Source organism: Haladaptatus sp. HS23 (assembly GCF_056892285.1).
Genome location: NZ_JBXGLH010000002.1, coordinates 319255 through 336045 on the forward strand (window position 1 = coordinate 319255; position 16791 = coordinate 336045).

Annotated in this window: 14 protein-coding genes; 5 read left to right on the plus strand and 9 right to left on the minus strand. The window is 63.2% G+C overall.

Features of this window, described 5'->3' with window-relative positions; translation table 11 throughout:
- The first annotated feature begins 6 nt into the window (after window positions 1-6).
- Window positions 7-1296: an ABC transporter ATP-binding protein gene (locus tag AC1XDK_RS07850; protein ID WP_483349854.1), complete on the plus strand. Its 1290-nt coding sequence runs from the start codon at window positions 7-9 to the stop codon at window positions 1294-1296.
- Between the two features lies 1 nt (window position 1297).
- Here AC1XDK_RS07850 and AC1XDK_RS07855 read toward each other — a convergent pair whose 3' ends face one another.
- Window positions 1298-1771, minus strand: a complete 474-nt coding sequence (locus AC1XDK_RS07855; RefSeq protein ID WP_483349270.1) for a DUF7974 family protein — start codon at window positions 1769-1771, stop codon at window positions 1298-1300.
- A 129-nt stretch (window positions 1772-1900) separates the two neighbouring features.
- On the opposite strand from AC1XDK_RS07855, the gene AC1XDK_RS07860 reads away from it, so the two are divergent.
- Complete coding sequence (locus AC1XDK_RS07860) at window positions 1901-2533, plus strand: LysE family translocator (RefSeq protein ID WP_483349271.1); 633 nt, start codon at window positions 1901-1903, stop codon at window positions 2531-2533.
- Window positions 2534-2602: 69 nt separating this feature from the next.
- Window positions 2603-3823 carry an MFS transporter gene (locus AC1XDK_RS07865; protein ID WP_483349272.1) on the plus strand — a complete coding sequence of 407 codons (1221 nt, stop codon included), beginning with the start codon at window positions 2603-2605 and terminating at the stop codon, window positions 3821-3823.
- Window positions 3824-3973: 150 nt separating this feature from the next.
- Here the strand turns inward: AC1XDK_RS07865 and AC1XDK_RS07870 are convergent, their stop codons facing one another.
- Together AC1XDK_RS07870 and AC1XDK_RS07875 are read right to left on the minus strand one after the other, a co-directional pair.
- A complete protein-coding gene (locus AC1XDK_RS07870; RefSeq protein WP_483349273.1) occupies window positions 3974-4171 on the minus strand; it encodes a hypothetical protein in 198 nt (65 codons plus the stop codon).
- A complete protein-coding gene (locus AC1XDK_RS07875) occupies window positions 4128-6035 on the minus strand; it encodes a hypothetical protein (RefSeq protein ID WP_483349274.1) in 1908 nt (635 codons plus the stop codon). Before AC1XDK_RS07875 ends, AC1XDK_RS07870 begins: the two co-directional genes overlap by 44 nt.
- Before the next feature lie 392 nt (window positions 6036-6427).
- Between AC1XDK_RS07875 and AC1XDK_RS07880 the strand changes: the two genes are divergently transcribed.
- Entirely contained in the window at window positions 6428-7471 is a 1044-nt protein-coding gene (locus AC1XDK_RS07880; RefSeq protein WP_483349275.1) for a nucleoside phosphorylase-I family protein, read from the plus strand.
- Window positions 7472-7486: 15 nt separating this feature from the next.
- On the opposite strand, the gene AC1XDK_RS07885 is transcribed toward AC1XDK_RS07880, so the two are convergent.
- From AC1XDK_RS07885 to AC1XDK_RS07910, 6 genes are all read right to left on the minus strand, one after another.
- A complete protein-coding gene (locus AC1XDK_RS07885; protein WP_483349276.1) occupies window positions 7487-8716 on the minus strand; it encodes an MgtC/SapB family protein in 1230 nt (409 codons plus the stop codon).
- 64 nt (window positions 8717-8780) lie between these two features.
- Window positions 8781-9212, minus strand: coding sequence for a universal stress protein (locus AC1XDK_RS07890; RefSeq protein WP_483349277.1), 432 nt, complete (start codon window positions 9210-9212; stop codon window positions 8781-8783).
- 111 nt (window positions 9213-9323) lie between these two features.
- On the minus strand, window positions 9324-10334 hold the full coding sequence (locus AC1XDK_RS07895) for a glycerophosphodiester phosphodiesterase (RefSeq protein WP_483349278.1): 1011 nt from the start codon (window positions 10332-10334) through the stop codon (window positions 9324-9326).
- A gap of 160 nt (window positions 10335-10494) precedes the next feature.
- On the minus strand, window positions 10495-11550 hold the full coding sequence (locus AC1XDK_RS07900) for an ABC transporter permease (RefSeq protein WP_483349279.1): 1056 nt from the start codon (window positions 11548-11550) through the stop codon (window positions 10495-10497).
- Window positions 11543-13438: an ABC transporter permease subunit gene (locus tag AC1XDK_RS07905; RefSeq protein WP_483349280.1), complete on the minus strand. Its 1896-nt coding sequence runs from the start codon at window positions 13436-13438 to the stop codon at window positions 11543-11545. The genes AC1XDK_RS07900 and AC1XDK_RS07905 overlap by 8 nt, the downstream gene beginning before the upstream one ends.
- Window positions 13435-14322, minus strand: coding sequence for an ABC transporter ATP-binding protein (locus tag AC1XDK_RS07910; RefSeq protein ID WP_483349281.1), 888 nt, complete (start codon window positions 14320-14322; stop codon window positions 13435-13437). The genes AC1XDK_RS07905 and AC1XDK_RS07910 overlap by 4 nt, the downstream gene beginning before the upstream one ends.
- Before the next feature lie 190 nt (window positions 14323-14512).
- On the opposite strand from AC1XDK_RS07910, the gene AC1XDK_RS07915 reads away from it, so the two are divergent.
- Window positions 14513-16720 carry a type II/IV secretion system ATPase subunit gene (locus tag AC1XDK_RS07915; RefSeq protein ID WP_483349282.1) on the plus strand — a complete coding sequence of 736 codons (2208 nt, stop codon included), beginning with the start codon at window positions 14513-14515 and terminating at the stop codon, window positions 16718-16720.
- The last annotated feature ends 71 nt before the right edge of the window (window positions 16721-16791 follow it).

The window sequence follows — 16791 nt, forward strand, 5'->3', positions numbered from 1 at the left end:
GATTCGATGGCGGCGGGGAAAGTGGCCGACGAGGATACCGAGATGGGCGAACCGCTCCTCGAAGTGAACGGCCTGACGAAGCACTTCAACGACAGCGGCGGCTTCCTGTCGGGGATGTTCGGGGAGAGCAAGCCGGTTCGTGCCGTCGAGGACGTCTCCTTCACCATTCGGAAGGGTGAGACGCTCGGCTTGGTCGGCGAGTCCGGGTGTGGCAAATCGACGCTCGCGCGGGCCATCCTCCGATTGGTCGAACCGACCGGCGGGACGGTGTACTTCAAGGGAGAGAACCTGACTGAGTTGGGTGGAGAGGAGTTACGTTCCCAACGCAAGGACGCACAGATGATATTTCAGGACCCGCAGTCCTCGCTCGACCCCCGAATGAAGATCGGCCCCATCGTCGAGGAGCCGATGCGAGCACACGGGATGTACGACGCGGACGGGCGGGAAGAGCGGGCGCGCGAACTGCTGGAAAAGGTCGGCCTCGACCCGCAACACTACAATCGCCACCCGCACGCCTTCTCCGGTGGCCAGCGTCAGCGGGTGAACCTCGCCCGCGCGCTGAGCGTGAACCCCGACTTCATCGTCTGTGATGAACCCGTCACCGCGCTCGACGTGTCGATTCAGGCGCAGGTGCTCAACACCATGCGGTCGCTGCAGGACGAGTTCGGCCTGACCTACCTGTTCATCGCGCACGACCTGAGCGTCATCCGTCACATCTCCGACCGCGTGGCGGTGATGTATCTCGGGCAATTGGTCGAACTCGCCGAGAAGGAAGAGCTGTACGAGAACCCGCAACATCCCTACACGCAGGCGTTGCTGGAGTCCATCCCGGTCCCCGACCCGCGACTGGAGGGGACCCGCGGCGTCCTCGAAGGCGACGTACCGAGTCCCATCGAACCGCCGAGCGGGTGTCGGTTCCGAACCCGGTGTCCGAAACTCATCGCGCCGAAGGAGTACGACTTCTCCCGCGAGGAGTGGGAAAACACGCGGGCGTTCCTTCGGGAGGTCCAGCGTCGGTCGTTCGAACCGACGACGGAGGCGGACATCGTGGACCGGTTCTTCGGCGGCGAGGAACCGCACGGGGAGACGGGGCGAATCGTGGACGACGCCGCCGAACGAATCGTGGACGGCGACTGGGACGGCGCGACCGAACTGCTGAACGAGTCGTTCGCCGAGAAGAGCATCTGTGCGAGACAGGTCCCCGACTACGAGGTTCCGACCGAACACGGAACCGCGCCGCACGACGCCGCCTGTCACCGTCACCGGGACGACGTACTCGACGGGATTCAGCAGTAGGTCAGCGAATCGAGACGGTCGTCTCGTCCCGCGGCCGTTCGTCCTCCGTGGCGAGATACGCGGCGACGGTGTACTCGCCGGGGTCGGCGGGATTCCGGGAACGTTCGTCGCTTCGCTCGAATCGTCCATCCCACCGGACGGTCGTTCGCTTTTTCTCCCTCGCCCGGAAGTAGAACGCGTTCGGCCGATTGCGGACGTAGTAGGATTCGTCGCTCGCTTCGAGTTCGCCGTCGACTTCCCATCCCCAGAGGCGCTGTCGTGGCGTTTCGACGACGACGGGGAACGGGCTTCGATTGGTGAACGTCACGGTGATGGGGATTTCGTCGCCGACGGCGTACCGTCCGCCGGGGACCGAGAGAGAAACCGCGATGCTCCGTCGGGCGACCGACTGGGGGACGAGCGCCCTGAGCGCGCGTCCGAGGTAGTTGGCGCTCTCGTCGAAGCCGAACTGGTCGTCCGAATCGGGTCGTGACATGGCCCTTGGTTATCACAACCCCTCCACCGTCGTGTCTTTTGTGGCTTGGTTTCAACAGTCGGGAGCACGAACGAAGCGGAAATTTGGCGGCAACCCAGCGTTTATCCGCTCCGTCCGCATTTTCGGGATATGATAGATACGGGCGTTTTAGCGGCGTTCGTCCCGGCCGCGCTCGCACTGAACGTCGCGCCGGGTCCCGACAGCATCTACACGCTGAAGCGGAGCATCAGCGACGGTCAAACCGCCGGGGTGATGGCCGCCGCCGGGACCTCGACGGGGTGTCTCGTTCACACCACCGCCGCCGTCCTCGGCCTCTCTGCCCTCCTCAAGGCGTCGGCGCTCGCGTTCACCGTCGTCAAGTTCGCCGGGGCGGCCTACCTCGTCTACCTCGGCGTGACGACGCTCGGGAACCGCGAGGAGTTCGAAATCGTGCCCGACGAGGAAAATCAGTCCCACACCGAATCGTTCCGCCGGGCGTTCACCATCAACGTCCTGAACCCGAAAGTCGCCGTGTTCTTCCTCGCGTTCCTGCCCCAGTTCGTGGATTCGAGCGGGAGTTTCGGCCTCCAGATTTTCACGCTCGGCGTCCTGTTCGGCTGTCTCGGCTTCTGCTATCAGGCGACGTTAGCCGTGTTCTCCAGTCGAGCGCGACGGGTGATAACCGAACGAAAAGTCGTTCGCGACTTCCTCCGCTACGCCAGCGCGAGCGTGTTGGTCGGGTTCGGGGTCAAACTCCTGCTCGAAAAGCGGGTCGCACACTGACGGACGGGCCATCCGTCACGATACGACGATGTAGATACCGTTTTCCGAGCGTATCACCAATTCGAACCGATGACGCAGGTGATGGACGGCGTCCGTAGCGTGCGCGGCGAGCGCGTCCGTCTCGCCGCCGTGATTTGGGCGGTGTTGCTCGCACAGGTGCTCCTCTATCCCGGCGTTCCGGACCTCGTCGTTCACCTCGGGGCGGGCGAGCAACTCGACGGCGGGAAGTGGTTTCTCGTCGCCGAGTTCGCCGCGTTCGTGGTGTGTGCCGGGATTTGGGGTCATCTGAGCGACCGTCTCGGAACCCGCGTTCCGCTCGTCGTTTTGGGTGCGGTCGGGGCGGGAGTCGGGTACGCGGCGCTCGCGTTGGCACCGACGCTCGGCGTTCCGTTCGGCGGCGTGTTGGCGCTCCGCGTCCTCCAAGGTGCGGCGACCATCGCGGCGTTCTCCCTCTCGATGACGATGTTGATGGACCTCCGAGGCGGCCACGGGCGGAACATGGGCGCGGCCGGTATCGCCATCGGCCTCGGAACCGCGATGGGCGCGCCGATAGGCGGGCAACTGGCCGAGGTTCACCCGACGACGCCGCTCGCCGTCGCGAGCGTTCTCATGGTCGGGACGGCGGTGTTCGCGCGGTCGATTCCCGACCGCGTACCGACCACGTCGCGGGAAACCGTCTCGACCGCCCTGAAGCGACTCCGCGCCCGCCCCGAACTGTCGATCCCGTACGCGTTCGGGTTCATCGACCGCCTCACCGCGGGATTTTTCGCGCTCGTCGGGACGCTCTACTTTCAGTCCGAGTTCGGCCTCGACCCGGGCGCGACGGGAATCATGCTAATGCTCTTTTTCGCCCCGTTCGCCCTGTTGCAGTACCCGATGGGGAAGCTCTCCGACCGCATCGGTCGGTTCGTCCCCATCGTCGTCGGGTCCGTCTGCTACGGCGCCACCATCGTCGCCGTGGGACTCGCACCGTCCGTTCCCCTCGCGGCCGTCGCGATGGTCGCCGTCGGCGTCGGCGGCGCGTTCGTCTCGCCCGCGACGATGGCGCTCGTGACCGACATCGCGGGCGACGGCGACCGAGGAGTCGCCATGGCCGGGTTCAACGCCGCCGGAAGCCTTGGGTTCCTGACCGGGTTCCTCGTCGGCGGCGGCCTCGCCGATCGACTCGGATTTACGACGGCGTTCGCGGTCACCGGACTGCTCGAAATCGCCATCGCGCTGGTCGCCTTCCGTGCCGTGTACCGCCTCGGCGACCGAATCGGGCGGGAATCGGCACGGACGGACGGATGAGTTCGAGGTACCCAAACGATTATTACCGTTGCCGTTTTTAGGCTACCCTAAAGAATTGCTTCGCCCGCGAGGCGAAGGGTTCGGTGAGAAAGCATGTTCCGAGGAAACAGGACGAAACGAGCGCACGTTTGGGTGGGTCTGTACGCCGGTCTAGTCGGGACCTCCGACGACCGAGCCGGAACCGAAGGCGACCGTCACGAGGAGGGAAGCGAACGCGCCGAGGACTGGCGCGACCGTCCCGGGGGCGAATGAGTGGACGGTAAACGCGTCGAAAAAGAGATGTGGTCGTTTTTCCGAACCGTCGTCAGTCCCAGCGATGGCGGCCGTGGTCGTCGCGTCCGTGACCATCGTGGTCGCCGTGATGGCCGTGACCCCACTCGTCGCCGAACGTCACTTCCGCGATGCGCGTGTGGTACGGGTCGCGCTCCTCGGCGGCGGGGTCGATGTCGATGTCCGGCGAATACTGGCTCACCGTCCAGAACGTTCCGGTGTGCGGGTCCACCGAGATTCCGTTGTAGTCGCCCCAGCGCATGACCTCCCCGCCTTCACCGTAGTCGTAGTGTGATTTCCCCTCCTCGACGACGATGGAATCCTCCAGTTCGTTCCGTTCGTAGCCTTCCGTTCGGCCCGCGACCGCCATGCTCGGGAAGGTGTCGGGACCGCTCACGTTGTGCGTGATGATGGTCGCGTCGTCGTCCGACTGGATGGTCGGAATGAAGTACGACGTGCCCGGTTCACCGTACACGCCGCTCTGAACGACTTGGCGCGTTCGCGTGTCCACTTCGTACCATTTGATTGCGGCGACCGTCTCACCGTCGCCGTTCCAGTCGTAGGCGATGGTGTGGGCCGTCCACAGCGACCCGTCGTTGTAATCGAGGTTCATCTGCCGCGTGCCGAGCGTGTCGATCCGCTTGTCCGAATCCGGTTGCTCGGCGGTCGGCGGATACGAGAACTCCTCGACGGGAACGGTGTGGCATTCCAGCGTGGGGTCGTCGAGCGGGTCGGTCAACTCCCACATCGTAAGCGCGCTCGCCGTCGGGTCCGGGAAGGTCGAATCGAGCAGGTAGAACGTGCCGCGTCTGCCGCCGGAGAACGGTTGGAGCGCTGGTTGCAAGGTGAAGTCGTCCTGTTCGACGTTCGGGTTGTCCAAGTCGGTGAAGTGATAGCCGGTAGTGGTCCGACCCCGGTAGATTGCTTCCTTGTCGAGCGCCACCATCGTCACCGACACCGCGTCGCCGAAGAAGTTCTGTGCGAGGTAGATGGCGTCCTTGTCCAACCCGAGCGTCGGGTAATCCACGAGGCCCTCGTTGTCGAGCGGCGGAATCCGGTAGACGTTCCACTTCCCGTTCGGATTCGACGTCTCGGAGACGGCGACGAGCCACCATCCTCGTGGCGGTCGTTCGAGCGCTTCAGCCTCGGACTCCGCGCCGTCCTCGCCCTCCTCACCGTCTTCGCCGTCCTCGCCCTCACCGGGTTCGCCGCCCGCGCGCTCTTCCATCTCCTCGCGGGTGACGAGTTCGCCGTCCTCGGTGATGCCGGGTTCGTACTGGACCGCGGCGACGACGTACCGGTTTTCCCGTCGGTCGTATCGCGCCCGCGGGTCGAAGACGAACGGTTCGCCGTACGCGTATCCGCCCTCGGGTTCATCGATGACCGGCGCGAAGATATCGTTCAACTGGACCGAGAGTTCCTCGTGCCCGGACCGCTTGTCGAACACCGCGACTTGCGTGTTGAGCGCGTGAATCACCTTGCCGTACCCCGCCGCGATTTGCGAGTCGGAGGGGACGCCGCCGCTCGTCTGTTCGGCGTTCACGCCGTCGTACTCGGTGAGAATCGACAGTTCATCGTCGTCGTCCCATCGGCCGCGTTTCTGGTCGTGTCGATGCCGTCCGTGCTGTCCGTGCGCCCGCGACGCTTCGATTTCCCGCTCGCTCGCCGGTTCCCCGGCCGCCGCCGATTTACCCTTCATTTCCGTTCGCCCCGAACGGGACGCGATTCGTCCGAAGTTCACGGTTCCGCCGGAGTACGTTCGCTCGAACGGCCCCTCCGCACATTCCTCCTCCTCCGTCGTCTCCGCGGCGGAGCCCACTCCCGACATCGCCATACTTCCGATGCCGAGGCCCGTCAGTTGAATCGCCCGCCGTCGATTCAGTCGAAAGCCGCTGTCCGTAGTGTTTACTTCCGATTCTCGACTGCTGTTTTTGCCATCCATCGCGCATAATAAATTCTGTGGGAGAATTTTATATTTATTTATGTATTTTATATAAAAGAAGTTCGATACGGTACTGTATCTTAAGGAATGAAAGCGGTAAAATGAACGAGTTGATTTCTGGGAATCGGAAATGAAAACGACGTACCGCTGGTGTTTTCGGAACGGTTTTAGTACGCTTCGTTTCGATACCGGTTTCGGTGATTCGTTCGCCGTGGGGTGGATATCCGTCCACGCGCTCGGACCGCCCGTGAGCCGTCGAGTCGCGTATTTGTTGTCCACCAAAGAAAAATCTATGCATGTCTGTGAATATAAAATCTCATTTTCATACAAGATTGCGCATAAACTTGAGGTTAATTCGGAGAGTTAATGGGGCTGAATTCGAGAGCTCAAGTATGACCCAAAAGCGGAACGAGATGATTCGGCGACGGTTTCTCAAAGCGACCGGGACCACGCTCGGTGCTGGTTTGATGGGAACGGCGACCGGAAATACGGATTCGACCCCGGAAACAGTGGACGACCCTGTCGACGTCAAGGTCTTCGTCATCGCGGCCTTCGAAGTGGCAGACCTGAAAAAGCGGGAGGGAATGGGCGACGCACCGGGCGAGTTCCAGTTGTGGTATCGGAACTACGACCTCACCGATGCCGTGGACGTTCCGGGAGCGTTCTCACCCGTGTATCACAACGACGAGGGCGTCGCCGGGACCGTCGTCGGAATCGGGAAGACGAACGCCGCCACCTCGTTGTCGTCGATACTCCGCTCGCCGAAGTTCGACTTCGAGAACACCTACTTCGTCACCGCGGGTATCGCCGGTTCGCCGCCGGATGTCGGAACGCTCGGGTCGGTGTTCGTGAGCGATGCGGTCGCCGATTGGGACTTGGTTCATCGGTGGTCGCGTGCCGACGGCGACGCCGACCCGTATGCCATGATGTTCCGTCCGAATCGGCCCGACCACGTCTACGAGTTGAACGGGAACCTCGTGAAAACTGCTCGGCGTCTCGGAGAACGGGCGAGTCTCACCGATACGGAACGCGCAAAGGAGTATCGGAAACTGTACCCACAGGAAACCGCACAGTCTAACCCGTTCGTCGGCGTCGGTACGACGATGTGCGGCGACACGTACTGGCACGGGTCCACGCTCTCCGACCAAGCCGGCTACATCGCGGAGGAGTACGGCGCGAGTACCTACGCGACCACGGAGATGGAGGATTTCGCCACCGCACGCGTTCTCGACCGTTTCGGTCACTTGGACCGATACGTCAGCCTTCGGAGCGTGTCGAACTTCGACCAACCCCACCCCTGTCAGTCGGTGCAGGAGAGCCTCGCCGCGGATTCCGGCGGTTTCCTTCCCAGCGTGACGAACGTGTATCGCGTCGGGTCGAGGCTGGTGGACGAAATCACCGAAAACTGGGACCGGTGGGAAACGCGACGATTCTGAATCCGGAACACGAACTTACGACAGCGCGACGAGGCCGATGCCGACGGCGACGACCACCCCGAGGGAGAGGAGGACGGTTCGACCCAACGCTCGCGTCCCGAACAACCAGACGATACCGATTTTTGCGGCGGTGTTGACGCTGGCGGCGAGGAGGATACCGCTCGCCGCGGTCGCAGTCGAAATGGCGCCGCTACGTGCGAGGTCGCTCAGCGAAATCGTGATGGCGTTGACGTCGACGATTCCGGCGATGAGGGCGGCGGAATACACGCCAGTCGTCCCGAATTCGGCGCTGAGCGCCGTGGTGGCGACGAGTACGAGCGCGAAGAAGAGTCCGAAGAGGAGCGCGGGCCGGAGTCGGAACCGGTTTTCGACGTCCGTTTCGAGGGGTTCCTCCTGCACGTCTCGGTAGACGAACCGCGAGACGAGTACGCCGACGAGGACCATACCGGCGACGGGGAGAAGGATGGGGGCGAACAGGGTCGGATTCACGACGAGGACTTCCACCAGAATCCGGGGAAACATCGTCAACGAGGCGATGACCGTGGCGACGCCGCACAGGCCTGTGAGCGACGGATTTCGCCGCGCGTTTTCGGCCATGGAAACCGCGGTTGCCGTGGACGAAACCATCCCGCCGAGGACGCCCGTCAGTTCGAGGCCCGCCCGGTTCCCGACGAGCGTCGCCAGCACGTATCCGACGAGACTGATTCCCGAGACGAAGACGACCATCAACCAGACGAATCGGAGATTCAGGTCCCTCAAGAAGGAGATACGTTCCGGCGGTAGGAGCGGAAAGACGACGAGCGCGACGATGAGAAATTTCAAACTCGCCCGCATCTCGGCCTCGTTGAGACGGGCGGCGAACTCGTGGATGAGGCGTTTTTCGGCGAGGAGCGCCATCGTCACCGCTCCGAGGGCGACGGCGAGTCTGAGTCCGGTATCCGAGTGAGTCGCCATCGCGCCGTAGACGAACGTCAGCATCGTCGCAACCGCCGTCGTCATCCCGATGTCGCCCGTCGTGACGACCTTCGCGACGTAGGCCACGACGACCAATCCTGCGACGAAAACGAGCGCGAGCGGAAGGAGGTTCGGGAAGAATGCCTGCACGAGCGCGCCGAATCCGGCGATGAGCGGGAGCGTCCTACTTCCGGCGAACAGGTTTTCGGGGTCGCTCCACTCCCGTTCGATGCCGATGAGGAGGCCGATTCCGAGGGCGATGAAGACGGCGACGACGAGCGGAATCGCCATGACGGATGAACTAGGCGGGGAAGGAACATCAATCGTCGCGTCGGTGGGAAAATTTCGGCGAAAATCACTCCTTCGGGGCGTGGACGGTCAACACCGGAACGTCGGACAACCGCACGACGCGCTCCGTGACGCTGCCGAGCAGGTAGCGGTCGAGGCCCCGCCGTCCGTGTGTTCCCATGACGAGGCAGTCGATGTCGTTCTCGTCCACGTAGTCCAGAATTACGCGGTGGGGATGCCCGCCCGTCACCACGTCGTCGGTGACGGAGACGCCCGCCTCCTCGGCCCGCTCTCGGACCCGTTCGACCGCTTTCTTCCCGCGCGTTTCGAGGTCGTTCAGGACGTTTCCCTCGTAGGCGTCGGGCCACATCGCGCCGATATCGATGACGTAGAGCGCGTGAATCGTCGCGTCGAACTGCGTCGCCAGTTCGATGGCGTTCCGCACCGCTTCCGTGGCCGATTCGCTGCCGTCCGTGGGAACGAGGATGTCGTCGTACATCGGAGAGAGTACGCGACGCGAATCAATAGCGATGTTTTTCCATTCGTGTGACATAGGAATAGATCGAAAATAAGCCGGGAGGATGGAGCGTTCGTGACGGAGTGACCCCGGTCAGTTCCCGTCGTGTCCGCGTTCCATCGGGAGCAGATTCGGGTAGTTGACGATGAGTCCGTCGACGCCCGCCTCCGCCAGTTGGTCGGCCTGATACCACGTATCGAGGGTGTAGACGTTGACCTCTCGGCCCTCGTCGTGAGCGACCTGCACGAGGTCGATGTCCGCGAACTGCGGGTCGTCGAGGTAGTACGGGTCGTTGAAGAACGGCGACCCCTGCACCATGTTGTACGGCGGGTTGACCGCTTCGCAGTCGTACTCGCGCACGATGTCGAGGCCGCGCTCGATGGAGTCCCAGAGGAGGTAGCCGACGGGCATCTCCGGGTCCAGTTCGCGGACGGTGGCGATTGCCGCTTCGTAGAAGGAGGAGACGAGGATGTCGTTTTCGTGTTCCGAAACGATGTCCAGCGCCGTCTCCGTGAACGACCGCCAGCGGTCCTTTCCGGCTTCCAACTCCGCACCGGAGAGGTCCGTCGAAGATTGTGCCTCCGCCGAACCGGGGTTCTTGAACTCGATGTTCACGCCGACGTGGTCCGGGATGGCTTCGAGCGCTTCCGACAGGAGCGGTATCGTTTCCCCGCTTCCGAGGACGTTCGCGTTCCGCACCGTCTCACAGGAGTTCTCCCAGACGTAGCCGTGCTGGTCAGTGAGGCCGCGGGTACCGCCGTCGCGTGCACCGAGTTTCTCGTCGTGAAAGACGACGATTTCGCCGCCAGCACACGGCATTATGTCGAGTTCTATCATGTCCGCCGTCCGGGAGGCCGCCTCGAACGCCCGAAGGGTGTTCTCCGGATACATTCCCTTGTACCCGCGATGTGCGACGTACGTGACCCCGTCCTCGTCGTCTCCCCCGTCGTGGCCGTGGTCGTCGTCCGCTCCGCGACCATCGTCCGTGTCGTCGTCGGAACACTGCTGTGCGGTTCCGACCCCCGCTAACGCGGTGCTCGCGACGGCCGCACCGGTTCCAACGAACGTTCGCCGATTCAACGTCTGGAGTCGTTCTGACACCATATTTCGACATACTTCAGCCAGTATTATAGTATTTATAATAGTATACTAGATTGATTCAAAGTTCTATATATGGAAAACATCGCCCCGATTCGACACTGAACGGCGTCTGATTTGTCGAAACGAGGAATCGAGTGGCACAATCGACCCGCCGAGACGCCGCTCACGTGGTCGTCAGTAGCCGACCACGTCCGACGACCCGCCGGACCAGTCCGTAGCCGAGGAGCGACGCCACCAGATAGAGTGCGACCATCACGTGCGTGAACGTCGCCGGGCTCCCGATGGCGAGTTTCGCGACGGTGTTCGCGGGCGCTTCCGGGAGCAGGTACGTCCCGCTGAAGACGACGAGCATCGCAATCGAGAACAGGAACTGGGCCTGCTTTCGGTCGCGGAAGCGCAGTGCCAGTATCGCCCCGACTGCGACGATAATCACCGAGAAGGCGGCGACGAGGACCACGATTTCGACCGGGTTGGCGACTGTCGTTCCGTTGAACGAGAGGAGGACCAACCACGCTGCGGCCTGCACCGGTGCGAGGATACCCATCGCCAGCAGCTTGCCGTCAACGATGTCGATGCCCGTCAGCGGCGTCACCCGGAGGAGTTCGAGGGTACCGCGGTCGTACTCCTCCGCGATGGTGTCCACGGCGACGCTCCCGCTGATGAACACGGGCAGGAACATCAACAGCGGAACGAGGACCGTGTAGGTGAACCCGAAGTACGGACTCGCACCTTTCTCCGGCGGCGGTGGGACGACGGAGCGTTCGAGTCGAGCCGAGAATTTCGCCCGCTCGTGACGTTCCAGTTCGTCGAGTACCTCCTTTATCTGGGTCACGACCAGCGTCGTCTTTATGTTGCCATCCGGGGCGATAGCGGTCACGTCGAGGCGTCCGCTCGCGGTGCGCTCGACGTGGAGAACCGCTTGCACCTCGCCAGAGCGAAACTCGCGCATCGCGGCGCGCTGGGTCCGGTAGTGAACACCCTCCCAGCTATCGTCCGAGGCGAGGACGGGAGCGAGGTCGCCGCTCGCGTCGCCCGTCACGCCGAACGAGACGACGAAGCCGTTGGAGGCGGACCCGGGGTCGTACATCGACACCAGTCCGACCGCGAGGAACGACGAGAACGCCGCGATGAGCAGTTGAATCAGTATCGCCAACACGATGGTCTTCTCGCTCCTGAGCGACGCCAACTCCCGCCGCGCGACGGTGAGACGCTTATCCAAGGGCGTTCACCACCGTGAGGTTGTAGGCGGCGTGAACCAACGTCGTGACGAGCAGCGTCCACGCGTACCAGTTCCGGTCCTTGTTAGCACCGTAGGCCGTGATAGTCGCCGTGACCGAGTGAAGCGCGAGCGGTGCGAACAGCAGTCCCAACAGGACGAGTGGCGACGCGTCCACGCCGAGACCGGTCGCGGCACCGAACGCCGCCCGCCCGAGTTCGAGGTTCGGTAGCCCGACCAACTGGGCGATGGCGGTCAGTTTCTCGCCCGCGAAGAAGCCGAAGCCGGAAAGCAGACCGAGGACGCCTATCGTCCGAAGCGAACGGTCGAACCGTCCGTGGGCGAACCCGGCGTAGACGTGGGCACTCTTTGCGACTTCCTCGATGAACGCGATGGCGAGGAGCAACACCGGAATCGAGAGTTCCACGGGAAGCGCGAAGAGGAGGGCCACGGCGAGGAGTTCGGCCACGAAGACGAACGGAATCGAGAGCGCGCTGACCTTCGCGACGCTCCACTTCCCGCGAAGTTGGCTGTCGAGGGCGTCGAGGGCCTTCAGCGTCACCGGGCGCTGGGTGAACATGTCCTCCTCGCGGTAGACGCCGGCGCCGAGCGCGAACAACACGCCCGCGGTGAGGTACAGCGGAAGCGTCGAGAAGGCGTACTGGCCGAGCGCGACCGATTCGCCCTGCAACACGCGAACCACCAGCGACAGGGGCGAGATAGCCGCTATCGGATGCACGTCGGTGAACACGGACGGCACGAAGGCGTAGGAAGTGAGGAAGACGCTGAGCGACACCGTGACGAACGTGAGTTCCTTGAACGACCGGGCGAACATCGCACCGAGGAACGCACTGGCGAGGAACAGCAACGCGATGGGAATCACCGCCGAGACGGCCGTCACCACCGCGCTTGCGATAGCCAGCGGTTCGGTGCCGATGTGCGGCGTGAACCGGACGATTCCGACCGCCGTCACCGTGGCGATGGCGACCATACCGACGAGATACGGCAGGGTCTTGCCGACGATGATGTCGCCGCGGGACACCGGCGAGACGAGGAGCAACTCGCCGCGGTCGTTGATGCGCTCCTCGATGACGCTGCTCGCGTAAGCCTGAATCACGAAGTTCATCGGCAGGATGAACGCGAACGCGAGGACCAGCGACTCGAACGGGAACGGCGGCGAGATGTCCGAGGGGGTTCCCCGTCGCTCGTTATCGACGAAGATGGACGACCCGGAACCGACCGACGGGGCGGCGACCGAACCGTTACCCGACCCGCCGGGAGCGTTTTCTCCGGTTCCGCTCCCACCGCCCGTTCCACCGCTGCCGCCCCCGAGGCGCATCTCTCCTGCCGTCGTGGTTCGGGTGGTGATGTCCCCGCCCGAGTCCGTTGCCGCCCCCGACCCGGCGAACCCGCCAGTGGAGTTTTGTGCCACGTAACGGAGCGTGACGTTCACCGGAAATGCGGCGGCGCGGTCCGGTTCCTCGGCCATCCGCCGGTCATTGTATCGTTCGACCGTCGTCCGCAGTTCCGCAAGCGCCGCCTTGCCTTTGGGGGAGTCCTTGTAGCGCATCGTGTTCGCGGGACACCCCGAAATTCCGGTAGTCGGGCAGATGAACAGATCGAACGCGCCCGAATCGTAGTTCGTCGCGGTCGGTTCGACGGCCACGAACGTCCGGTCGTTTTCGACCGGGCCGTAATACGGACTGTCCTCGCTGATGCCGACGCGGTAGATACCGTCGTCCACGGTGTTGCCCCGACTGGCGACCATGGGCGTCAGCACGCCGACGAAGAGGAGGACCACGGCGACGAGAACCAGCGTCCGGCGGTCGAACTGTCCAGCGTTCTTGCTCACCTCCCAACGTACGATTCGAAGCGTCTTGCGGCGTTTCACGGACGGCCCTCCACGTCCGGCGCGTCGGTCGCCAAATCGAGGAAGATGTCCTCCAAACTGGGCGTGTGCGTCTCTATGTCCACGACGCTCCCGCCGGACGCTTCGGCGAGTTCGCGGGTCTCCGCCACGGCGTCCATGCTCTCCACGACGCGGCGATAGGTGCCGTTCTCCCGGACCGCGTCCGCGACCTCGACCGTCGCGGAGACGTGATACTCGGTTCGTCCGTATTCTTCACGGAGGTCCTCGACGCTCCCGCCCGCGACGATACGACCGTTGTTCATTACGACGATTCGGTCACAGATGCTCTCGACGTGAAACAGGTTGTGCGCGCTGAACACGACCGTCTTCCCCGAATCGCTCAACTCCCGCGTGAACTCGATTATGTAGTTCGTCGTGAGCGGGTCCAACCCGCTCGCCGGTTCGTCGTAAATCAACACGTCCGGGTCGTTGACTAACGAGCGAGCGATGGCGACCTTCCGCCGCATTCCTTTGGACATGTCGCCTAATCGCCGCTCGCGGTGGTCGAGTTCGAGTCTGTCCAACGTGCGGTGAATCCGTTCGGTGGCGGTGTCGGTCGGCACGTCGTAGAGGTCGGCGAAGAAGGACAGATACGAGAGCGGCGTCATGTCCTCGTACAGCGGCGATTCCTCGGGGAGAAACCCCAACCGGTTCCGCATCTCGGGGTCTTCTGCGTCGTAGCCCGCGACCCGTGCGCTCCCGGCGGTCAGTTCGATGAGACCCGACAGCATCTTCAGGGTCGTCGTCTTCCCGGCCCCGTTCGGGCCGATGATGCCGAACACCTCTCCCTCGGAGACGGAAAAACTGCTCCCCTCGACGGCAGTGAAGCCCCCGTATTCCTTCCGAAGAGTTTCGACTTCGATCATAGATATGTACTATTCTCGATACCGGAACTACTTGAGCGTGTGGCAGTAAAATCATGATTGATAAGGACACGAGTAGAGGGTTAACTACCCCATATTTATCAAAATTCATTTATACCGATTGGCAGATTGATTGTCGCCTCTTATCAAAAATTTTAAGTCAGGAAAAGCGACCAATCAGCTCGTACGTTCCATGTCCACACTCGATTCGCCGACCACCGATACCGCTCCATCCGAACTCGGCCTCGTCCCCCCGCCGATACCGCCAGATGACACCGACGCGTGGTACGCACCCGACGTGCGCGACCAGCGCGAACTCCACTCCGGCGTCGTCGCCACGGTTCGGGAAACCGCCGACGGCTTCCGATACGACGTTCGAACGCCCGCGCTCGGTTCTTCGGACGAAGATGCACTCGCCCGTGTTGGTGAGTACTTCGCCACCGCGAACCTCCGCCGCCCGCTTACGCGGGAGGGAGCGGTCGAACGGGTCGAGAGGGGATTCGAGCCGAAATATCGTCGCGCAATCGACCGATTGACCGACCTCTCGAACTCGGCCCGCCGCCGGGTCGAATATCACGCGCTCGCCGAGTTGCTCTGCCTCGACCGACTGACGCCGTTGGCGTTGGACGAAAAGATAGAAGTCGCGGACGCCGCGGGGGACCACCTCGTCGTTCACACGGAAGACTACGCGCCCGCCGACACCGACCTCCCCGCCGATGCCGACTATCTGGCCCGGTTCGCCAGCGAACGAATCGAGACGCACACCGTCGATTTCCGGGAGTTTCGAATCCCGGTCGTCGTCTACGAGGAACACCTGCTCGGAACGGACTCCTTCGCCACGAAGTACGCCGTCCTCGAACCCAATCTCCTGCCGGACGACGACCTGCTCATCGAGGAGTGCAAGGACCGCATCTGGGAGACACACGTCGGCGACATCGTGGACGACCGCGCGGCCTTCGTCCGCGAGCGAGCGACGCAGTTCCTCTCCCGGCGACTCACCGCCCGAAACACCCGTGCGTGGTTCGACGCGGCGAAGTATCGTGTTCGGACCGCGCTCTCGGAGTACGACCTCGCGGTTCCGCCGGTAGACCACCGCTTCTCGGACGACCGACTCACGGACCTCGTCTACTACGTCCTCCGAGACTACGTCGGGCACGGAAAACTCACGATTCCGATTCGGGACGGCCTGCTCGAAGACATCGAGGCGAATCGGGTCGGGGAGCGCATCAAGGTCGTTCCCCGTGGTCGCGCCATCGGTCACGGCGAGCGCATCCCGACGAATCTCGCGTTCGAGGACGAATCGGCGTTCGTCAACGTCGTCACCCAGATGGCCGCCTCCGACGGCGTGGAACTCAACGCCAGCAACCCCAGCGCGAAGGTGAACCTCTCCCTCGACGGTGTCGCCGACGAGGAGACCATCCGCTGTGCCGTCGCGCTTCCGGTCATCTCGGAGGGCGGCCCGCACATCTCGATTCGAAAGCAAGCACCCGATACGATGACGCCCGTGGACCTGCTCGACGCCGACAGCATCTCCACCGAAATCGTCACCTTGCTCTGGCAGCTGTACGAACACCACGGCGTCGCGCTGTTCTCGGGGCAGACGGGGGTCGGAAAGACCACGCTGATGAACGCGCATATGCCGTTTATACCGTACCGCGACCGCCCCATCAGCATCGACGAGGGGTCCCGCGAGGTGCGCCTGCCGCACGAGACGGGCGTCTCGCTCACCACCCGCGACCACGAAAACGACTACAAGCGCGTGACGATGGCGGACCTGATGACCGAGTGCAACTACCTCAACCCGGACGTGGAGGTCATCGCGGAAATCAACACCCCGGCTTCGTTCCGCACGTTCGCCGAATCGTTGAACACGGGCCACGGACTCCTTGGCACCACGCACGCCGAGACCATCGAGAAACTCGTCAATCGCGTGGTCGAACAGGGCCTTTCCGCCTATCTCCTCCAGGAAATCGACCTCGTAGTGTTCCCCCGCAACGTGGACGGCGAACGGTACGTCGGCGAAGTCGTGGAACTCGTAACCGAGGACGAGTTGGCCGAACTGGAGGGACGCTGTGGCAGGGTGAAAAAGGACGGGGTGACGATTTACTGGAACGCCCTCGCGTGGCGCGACCACGAGGGAACCTTCCGCACGAAGTACGACCACCCTCATCTCGGCGACGACGAACGCGATATCGGCTTCCGGTTCTTCCACCGTCTCGCCCACCGCACCGACCGGAGCGTCGAGGCGGTCGAAGACGAGTTCCATCGAAAACACCGCTACGTACAGTATCTACAACGAGAGGGCGTCACGGACTTCGACGAACTGTTCTCGTTCCTCGCCGATCTCCAAAACAACGAGGCGGCGACGGTGGAGCGGGTGTCGCGGGAGGTGAGCGGGTGAACGTGGTATTCGAGCGAAAACGATAGCGAACGGCAGAATCCGACGTATTCGCTGAACCTCCCGTCGTTGTC